Raw genomic sequence first — 7,493 nt, 5'->3', positions numbered from 1 at the left:
GCCGGGCCATGCCGACCTGCAGCGCCGCCTCGGTGTGCCCGGCGGCCGCGGCCCGCTCGTACCAGCGCAGCGCGGCCCGGTCCTCGCCCCGGCCCGCGTGCAGAATGCCGAGGTTGAAGGCGGCGTCCACGCTGCCCGCCTCCGCGGCCTTGGAGAACCAGGGCTCCGCGCCCGTCTCGTCCCCGGCGCGCAGCAGCAGGATCGCCAGCGCGTTGGCGGCCTCGCGGTGACCGGCGTAGGCGGCCCGGCGGTACCACTGCTCGGCCTGCGTGGTGCGGCCCTGCTCGGCGCAGAGCAGCCCGAGGTTGTAGGCGCCGTTGACGTCGCCGGCGTCCATCGCGGCCCGGTACCAGCGCTCGGCGGTCTGGGTCTCGCCCCGTTCGGCGTGCAGCGCGCCCAGCGCGTTGGCGGCGTTGCCGTCGCCGTCCTGGGCGGCGCGCAGCCACCACACGGCGGCGTTCTCGGTGTCGCCTGCGTCCCGCAGCAGGAACCCGAGCGCGCAGGCGGCCCGCGCCTCGCCGTCCTTGGCGGACGTCAGGTACCAGCGCCCGGCCTCCTTGAGCTCACCGCGCTTCTCCAGGATCGTCCCGAGGTGCAGGGCGGCCCTGCGGTGACCGCGCGCTGCCGCCTGCCGGTACCACTGCTCGGCCTCCTCGAGCAGGACACCGTTGTCGTCGCCGGGCTTCCGGGCCGCCTTGCGGTCCAGTGCCCGCGCCAGCCGGTACGCCGCCTCGCGGTGCCCGCGTTCGGCCGCGGCCCGCATCCAGCGCTCGGTGCCTGCCTCGTCCCCGCGGTGTTCGAGCAGGTCGGCGAGCGCGTAGGCGCCCAGGGTGTGGCCCTGTTCGGCGGACTGGCGCAGCCAGTACTCGGCAGCGGGTTCGTCGCCGCGCTCGCGGTGGTGACGGCCCAGCGCGTGCGCCGCCGCGGCGCTGCCGGCGACGGCGGCGATACGCCACCATCCGGCGGCCTCGTCGGCGTAGCCCCGCTGATGGAGCAGGACACCCAGGTTGTTGGCGGCGGCGCGGTCGCCGGCGGCGGTGGCGGTGCGCAGATGGGGTTCGGCTCCGTCGAGGTCGCCACGGCGCAGCAGCATGGCGCCGAGGATGCTCATCGCCTCGATGTCGCCGGCCTCGGCGGCGAGCCGCTGGCGCAGCTCCTCGGCTGCCTCGTCGTCGGTGTCGCCCGCCACCACGGGGGGCTCCTGCCCGTCCTCCTGGTGGGAAGGCTGCTCAAATCGCCCTGTCTCGAACAGAGTTGCCTTGTCCCCCATAACGTCCATCGTCGCACCACCTGCAACCTGGGTACACCTGGTATACCGCAGTCAGTGAGGTCACTTCAGCGTTTTGTCGACATGCCCACAGAGAGACAAGTCAAACACAGATCGCTCAACTCCCGTCGGCGGCGCGGCCGTATCGGACCCTGGGCACATGCGTTCGCCCATGCCAAAGGCCCGGATTCCTTATGGAATCCGGGCCTTTGGTGTCGCCGACTTCGCGACGTCAGTAGCGGGGACAGGATTTGAACCTGCGACCTCTGGGTTATGAGCCCAGCGAGCTACCGAGCTGCTCCACCCCGCGCCGTTGTGTTCACTACCGTATCACGGCGCGGGATGGGCGTTGACCAGCCGCTTTGCTAGCTGCTCGGGCTGGGCTTCGGACTGGGGCTGTTCTCCCCGCCGCCGGTCTCCCCGCCGCCGGAACCGCCCCGGCTCTCCGCGGCCTGGGCCTCCTCGGCCCTGCGCAGCGCGTCCTCGAGGTCCTTCTGTGCCTGGCCGTAGGCCTCCCAGTCGTTCTTCTTCAGGGCTTCCTGGCCGGCCTCGAAGGCCTCCTGGGCGTCGTTGAGCGCCTCGCGGACGGTGGGGTTGTCGGACGTCGGCGGTGGCGTGGTGCCCTCGTCCTCACCCGGGTCCTCGTCCTGACCCGGTGGTGGCTCGGTGGTGCCCTTCGCTCCGAAGACCTTGTCGAGGGCCTGCTCGAGGGTGTCCTCGAAGGCCGTCTGGCCTCCGTAGGTCACCAGCACCTTGCGCAGCAGCGGGTACTTCAGTCCCCCACCGCGTACGTAGACCGGCTCCACGTACAGCAGTCCTCCGTCGAGCGGGACGGCCAGCAGGTTGCCGTACTCGACCTCGGAGTCGCCGCCTCTCAGCAGCCTGATCGACTCGGCGATGTCCTGTTCGGAGTTGAACTGGCTCTGGACCTGTTTGGGTCCGGCGGCCGTCGTACTCGTCGGCAGTTTCAGCACTCTGATCTTGCCGTAGTCGTCGGTGCCCGCCTCGGCGTTGACCGCCATGAACGCACTGAGGTTGTCACGGCCGTTCGGCGTGAACGTCGTGGTGAGCGAGAAGACCTGTTCCCTCTGGTCCGGCATCTTCATGCTCAGGTAGTACGGAGGCACCGCGTCGCCCGTCTTGTTGGTCGGGTCGTCCGGCACCTGCCACACCTCGCTGCCGGAGAGGAACGTGGTGGCGTCCTTCACGTGGTAGCGGGTGAGCAGTTCGCGCTGCACCTTGAACAGGTCCTGCGGGTAGCGCAGATGAGCCATGAGCTCGTCAGAGATCTCGCTCTTGGACTCCACCGTGCCGGGGAAGGCCTTCATCCAGGTCTTCAGGACGGGGTCCTGGGTGTCCCACTGGTAGAGCTTGACCTCGCCGGTGTACGCGTCGACGGTCGCCTTCACCGAGTTGCGAATGTAGTTGACCTGGTTCTGCTGGGCCACCACCGCGCGCTGGTCGTTGGTGGCGGTCAGCGAGTCGGCCGTCGTGTCGCCGAGGGTCGTCCGGGACGAGTACGGGTAGCCGTTGGTGGTCGTGTAGGCGTCGACGATCCACTGGATCTTGCCGTTCACGACCGCCGGGTAGGCGTCGCCGTCGATGGTCAGCCAGGGGGCGATCGCCTCGACGCGCTCCTTGGGCGTGCGGTTGTACAGGATCCGCGAACCCTCGCCGATCGCACCGGAGTACAGGATCTGCGGCTCGCTGAAGGCGACCGCGTAGGCGGCGCGGTTCAGCGGGTTGGCGAGGTTGACGCCGCTGTCGGCCTTGTAGCTGTACGTCTTCTCGCCGCTGTCGTCGGAGTAGTCGATCTCCTTCTGGGGACCGCCGACGATCGAGTACGTGGTCGTCCGCTCGCCGTAGTAGACGCGCTGCTCGTACGTGCCCAGGTCGCCCTTGGAGGGCAGATCGGACTCGGTGAACTCCGGACGGCCGCCGGCGTCGGCGCTGGTGCCCTCGGCGGCGACGACACCGTAGCCGTGGGTGTAACGGAAGTGGTCGTTGATCCAGTTCCGCTTCGGGATGCCGTTGAGGTTCAGCTCGCGCAGACCGATGACCGTGTCCTGGTCCTTGCCGTCCTTGGTGTACCGGTCGACGTCCAGGTTGGTCGGGAACGCGTAGTAGTTCCTGATCTGCTGGAGCTGCTGGAAGGTCGGCGAGACGATGTTCGGGTCCATGATCCGGATGCTCGCCGTGTTGCCGACGTCGTCGCGCAGCTGGGTCTTGTCCTCGGTCTGGCTGGTGCCCGGGTAGTCGGAGACCTTGGAGTCGTCGATGCCGTAGGCCTCACGCGTGGCCTTGAGGTTCTTCTCGACGTACGGGGCTTCCTTGGCCTGCTCGTTCGGCTGGACCTGGAACTTCTGCACGATCGCGGGGTACAGGCCGCCGATCAGGATCGCGGAGAGCACCATCAGGCCGAAGCCGATCACGGGCAGCTGCCAGGTGCGCCGCCACAGGGTGGCGAAGAACAGCAGCGCGCAGATCACCGCGATGCAGAACAGGATCGTCTTGGCCGGGAGATAGGCGTTGGCGTCGACGTACCTCAGGCCGGTCCAGCTGTCGGTCGCCTTGAAGTCGCTGGACTTGACGGCCAGGCCGTACCGGTCGAGCCAGTAGGCGACGGCCTTCAGCGCGACGAAGATGCCGAGGAGGACCGACAGATGCCCGGTGGCCGCGGCCGTGGCCCTGGCGCCCGGGCTGGTGATGCGCAGGCCGCCGTACAAGTAGTGGGTGAGCGCGGCGGCGATCAGCGACAGGATGGCGGCGGCGAATCCGAAGCCGAGCAGGAAGCGGTACCAGGGCAGGTCGAAGGCGTAGAAGGAGACGTCCAGCTTGAACTGGGGGTCCTTCTGACCGAACGGGACGCCGTTGACCCACATCAGCCACGTGCGCCACTGGCTCGACGCGGAGGCGCCGGCGATCAGGCCGACGAGCGCGGTGATGCCGAGCAGCAGCCACTTCTTGTACGGGGCGATGCCCATCCGGTACCGGTCGAGGTTCTGCTGCTCCATCGACATGGCGCTCAGCGGCGGCCGCAGCCGGTGCGCCAGCCAGATGTTGAAGCCGACCGCGACGGCCATCAGCAGACCGAAGACGAAGAAGAGACCGATCTTGGTCCACAGGGTCGTCGTGAACACCGACGAGTAGTTGACCGAGCGGTACCACAGCCAGTCGGTCCAGAACCCCGCGAACATGGTGAACACCATGCCGAGGACGGCCAGGACGCCCAGTGTCATGAGCAGGGTCCGGACCCGCCGGGACGGGCGGCCCACTCTGATCCGTGGCCCCGTCGGGCCTCCGCCGCGGTCCGGCATCTGGAAAGCCAAGGTAGGCACCTCGAAGTTCGCTGTTGATTCGTCAGGCCCGCGTGTTCGTGGACCGTGAGTGGCCCCCCGTGATCGTGGGCCCACACCTATGCAACTTACTCACCCTTTACTCGGTTCCCGATTCCGGCCAGGAACGAGAGAGGATTGTGACCATGTCCAACACACCCATGGCTGCCAGTCCGCTCACCCGGGCCGTGCTCGAGATCGACGAGTACGTCTCCGGCCTCGGCTGGGACCGGCCCGCACGTCTCTTCGCTCTCGTCGACACCGCCCGGCTCCGTGCCGAGCAGCCCTCGCTCGCGGACCGGCTCGGTCTGGGCGGGGAGCAGGAGACGGCTGCCCTCACCCCGATCGAGCAGGACGAAATTCCAACGGGCAAGCCGCTCGACGAGTTCCTGGGCACCATCGCCTGGCCGGACGCGGTGACCGGCTGCGCGCTGACCGTGGAGCGTCTGATGCTCCCGCCGTCCGCGGAGGCCCAGGTTCCGGAGGATCTGGACGAGGCCGCGCTGACGAAGTGGGTGGCGCAGCACCCCGAGCGTCAGGAGGTCCGGATGACGGTCGCGGTGCTGCGCGACGGAAGCCGGGAGTCGGCGCTTCGGCTGCGGGAGAAGGACTCCCCCACCGAGGTGCTCACCGGTTCCGATCTGGTGCCGGGGCTGGCGGAGGCGCTGGCGGCGACGTTCGAGGAGTAGCCGTCCGCGGAGGGGTGGCCGCTCCGGTCAGGAGGTCGTGCACGACGGCAGGTCGTCGGTGTCCCCGGAGCGGATGTCCTTCAGGGCACCGAGGGCGTCGTCGATGGTGTCCACCTTCACCAGGGTGAGGCCCTCGGGGGTGTCCTTGGCGGCGGCCGCGCAGTTGTCGGCGGGCGTGAGGAAGTACTCGGCGCCCTTGCCGCGCGCCCCGACCGTCTTCATCTCGATGCCGCCGATCGGTCCGACCTTGCCGTCGTCGTCGATCGTGCCGGTGCCGGCGACGAACGCGCCGCCGGTGAGGCTGCCCGGGGTGAGCTTGTCGTAGATGCCGAGCGCGAACATCAGACCGGCGCTCGGCCCGCCGACGTCGGCGAGCTTGATGTCGATGGTGAACGGGAAGGTGTGGTCGGTCCCGGCCGAGATCCCGACGATGGCGCGCTTCTCACCGGCGTCGTCGGACGTCCTGGTGGTGATCGTGATCTGCTCGGTCTTCGCCGCCGCCCGGTTCTCCTTCTCGGCGGCGGCCTGCTCCTTGGCGGGCACGATCGTGAAGACCACCTTCTCGCCGGGCTGGTGCTCGGTCACCAGGTCGGCGACATCGCCCGGTTCCTTGACCGCCTTGCCGTCGACGGCCTTGATCACATCACCGGCGTGCAGCCTGCCCTCGGCCGGGGATCCCTTGACGACCGTCGAGACGACCACCCACGACTTCACCGGGACGCCGAGTTCCCTCAGCGCCGCCACCTTGGCGCTCTCCTGGGACTGGCTGAACTCCTCGGCGTTCTCCTGGGTCGACTCCTCCTCCGTCTTGCCGTCCGGGTAGAGGGTGTCGTGCGGCACGATCTTGTTGTCGTGCGCCAGCCAGCCGTAGACCGCCTCGACGAGGTTCATGCGGTAGTCGGCGCTGGTGACCCGCACCGTGGTCATGTTGAGGTTGCCGTCGGTCGGATACGTCTTGCGTCCGGCGATCTGCAGCACGGGCTCGCCGTCGTGCTCACCGAGGGTGTTCACCGTCGGCCCCGGGGACATCTCCGCGTACGGCACGGGGATGAACACTCCCGCGCACAGGAGCGCGATCAGCATCAGGGTGGAGGCGAGCATCGTCGCGGTGCGGCGTGGCATGTCTCGACAGTACGGGACGGTTCTGTCAGCGCACCGTCAGGGCCGCTCCGTTCAGGTGCCGGTGCGGGACTTCTCCATGGCCTCGCGGAAGCGGGCGTATCCGTCCAGTTCAGGACCGTCGCTGCGTATCTTGCGGGTGCGCAGGGCCCAGCTTCCCCACAGCCCCGCGACGACGGCAGCCACCAGCGGAATCAGCAACCAGGCGAGCGCCGCCATACCGACCTCCCAACCCCATGAGCGTCCGCGACTGACTGATCAGCAGATTAACCATTCGCAGTGACAACGCTCACGTCGGGGGCCCGGTTACGCAACCGGAAACACCGCCGGCGGACGTGAATCGCCTCAGCAGGCGCCGACCCGCCCTCCCGTCGCCCGACCACCACCCCTCAACGACGGCGCTACGCGCCGACCCGCCCTCCCGTCGCCCGACCACCACCCCTCAACGACGGCGCTACGCGCCGACCCACTCATCGGTGCCGTCCGAGAACGTCTGGTGCTTCCAGATGGGCACCTCGTGCTTGAGGTCGTCGATCAGCTTCCGGCAGGCCTCGAAGGCCTCCCCCCGGTGCGGGCACGACACGGCGACGACCACCGCGAGGTCCCCGACCCCGAGGTCTCCCACGCGGTGCACCGCCGCCAGCGCCCGCACGGGGTACGCGGCGACGACCCGCTCGGCGATGCGGCGCATCTCGGCCTCGGCGCTGGGGTGGCACGAGTAGCCCAGCTTGTCGACGTCGGCGCCCCCGTCGTGGTTGCGCACGGTCCCCACGAACAGTGCCGTCCCGCCCGCCGCGTCGTCACCGACGGCCTGGAAGACCTCGTCCAAGGACAGGGGGGTGTCCCGGATGCCGATCAGCTTGACCGGGTCCTGCGCGGCCTGCTCGCCGGGGTGATCGTGCGTGGTTGCCATGCCCCCATCGTGCCGCACGCCACCGACAACGCGGTATTGCGGTTTCGCCCGGTACGCGCGCGTACCGCTTCGGAGGCTTCTACAGGTGGCGTGGCTTCGTCTTCTCCGGGTGGCGTGGCGTCGCCGGGTGTCAGATCCTCCGCCGGGCCTTGCGCGCCCGCCGCACCACG

Annotated in this window: 6 protein-coding genes and 1 tRNA gene; 1 reads left to right on the top strand and 6 read right to left on the bottom strand. The window is 69.1% G+C overall.

What is annotated here, in order from left to right; genetic code table 11:
* The 3 genes from N4P33_RS30005 to N4P33_RS29995 all read right to left on the bottom strand — a co-directional run.
* Positions 1-1,279, bottom strand: a 1,279-nt coding sequence (locus N4P33_RS30005) for a tetratricopeptide repeat protein (protein WP_260830092.1), incomplete at its 3' end; no start/stop codon positions are given.
* Between the two features lie 224 nt (positions 1,280-1,503).
* Positions 1,504-1,577: transfer RNA gene (locus N4P33_RS30000), tRNA-Met, on the bottom strand.
* A gap of 55 nt (positions 1,578-1,632) precedes the next feature.
* Positions 1,633-4,584 (bottom strand): UPF0182 family protein, encoded by a 2,952-nt coding sequence (locus tag N4P33_RS29995; RefSeq protein ID WP_260830093.1) that lies wholly within the window; start codon positions 4,582-4,584, stop codon positions 1,633-1,635.
* Positions 4,585-4,748: 164 nt separating this feature from the next.
* Between N4P33_RS29995 and N4P33_RS29990 the strand changes: the two genes are divergently transcribed.
* Positions 4,749-5,291: a PPA1309 family protein gene (locus N4P33_RS29990; RefSeq protein WP_260830091.1), complete on the top strand. Its 543-nt coding sequence runs from the start codon at positions 4,749-4,751 to the stop codon at positions 5,289-5,291.
* A 27-nt stretch (positions 5,292-5,318) separates the two neighbouring features.
* Here the strand turns inward: N4P33_RS29990 and N4P33_RS29985 are convergent, their stop codons facing one another.
* The 3 genes from N4P33_RS29985 to N4P33_RS29975 form a co-directional block, all read right to left on the bottom strand.
* On the bottom strand, positions 5,319-6,413 hold the full coding sequence (locus N4P33_RS29985) for a PDZ domain-containing protein (RefSeq protein WP_260830090.1): 1,095 nt from the start codon (positions 6,411-6,413) through the stop codon (positions 5,319-5,321).
* A gap of 51 nt (positions 6,414-6,464) precedes the next feature.
* The gene (locus tag N4P33_RS29980) at positions 6,465-6,629 is read right to left on the bottom strand and encodes a hypothetical protein (protein ID WP_260830089.1); all 165 of its coding nucleotides are present in this window, start codon (positions 6,627-6,629) and stop codon (positions 6,465-6,467) included.
* Between the two features lie 235 nt (positions 6,630-6,864).
* Positions 6,865-7,323, bottom strand: coding sequence for a molybdenum cofactor biosynthesis protein MoaE (locus N4P33_RS29975; protein WP_260830088.1), 459 nt, complete (start codon positions 7,321-7,323; stop codon positions 6,865-6,867).
* Between the last annotated feature and the right edge of the window lie 170 nt (positions 7,324-7,493).

Origin of the sequence: Streptomyces sp. 15-116A, from assembly GCF_025290915.1 — a bacterium.
GTDB lineage: Bacteria > Actinomycetota > Actinomycetes > Streptomycetales > Streptomycetaceae > Streptomyces.
The sequence above is the reverse complement of the archived record's forward strand: the minus strand, read 5'-3'. Positions and strand labels throughout refer to the sequence as shown.

Excerpts from the sequence above, each read along its gene's own strand:
- N4P33_RS29995 (WP_260830093.1), bottom strand. The coding sequence starts at position 4,584 with ATGCCGGACCGCGGCGGAGGCCCGACGGGGCCACGGATCAGAGTGGGC.
- N4P33_RS29990 (WP_260830091.1), top strand. The coding sequence starts at position 4,749 with ATGTCCAACACACCCATGGCTGCCAGTCCGCTCACCCGGGCCGTGCTC.
- N4P33_RS29975 (WP_260830088.1), bottom strand. The coding sequence starts at position 7,323 with ATGGCAACCACGCACGATCACCCCGGCGAGCAGGCCGCGCAGGACCCG.
- N4P33_RS29980 (WP_260830089.1), bottom strand. The coding sequence starts at position 6,629 with ATGGCGGCGCTCGCCTGGTTGCTGATTCCGCTGGTGGCTGCCGTCGTC.
- N4P33_RS29985 (WP_260830090.1), bottom strand. The coding sequence starts at position 6,413 with ATGCCACGCCGCACCGCGACGATGCTCGCCTCCACCCTGATGCTGATC.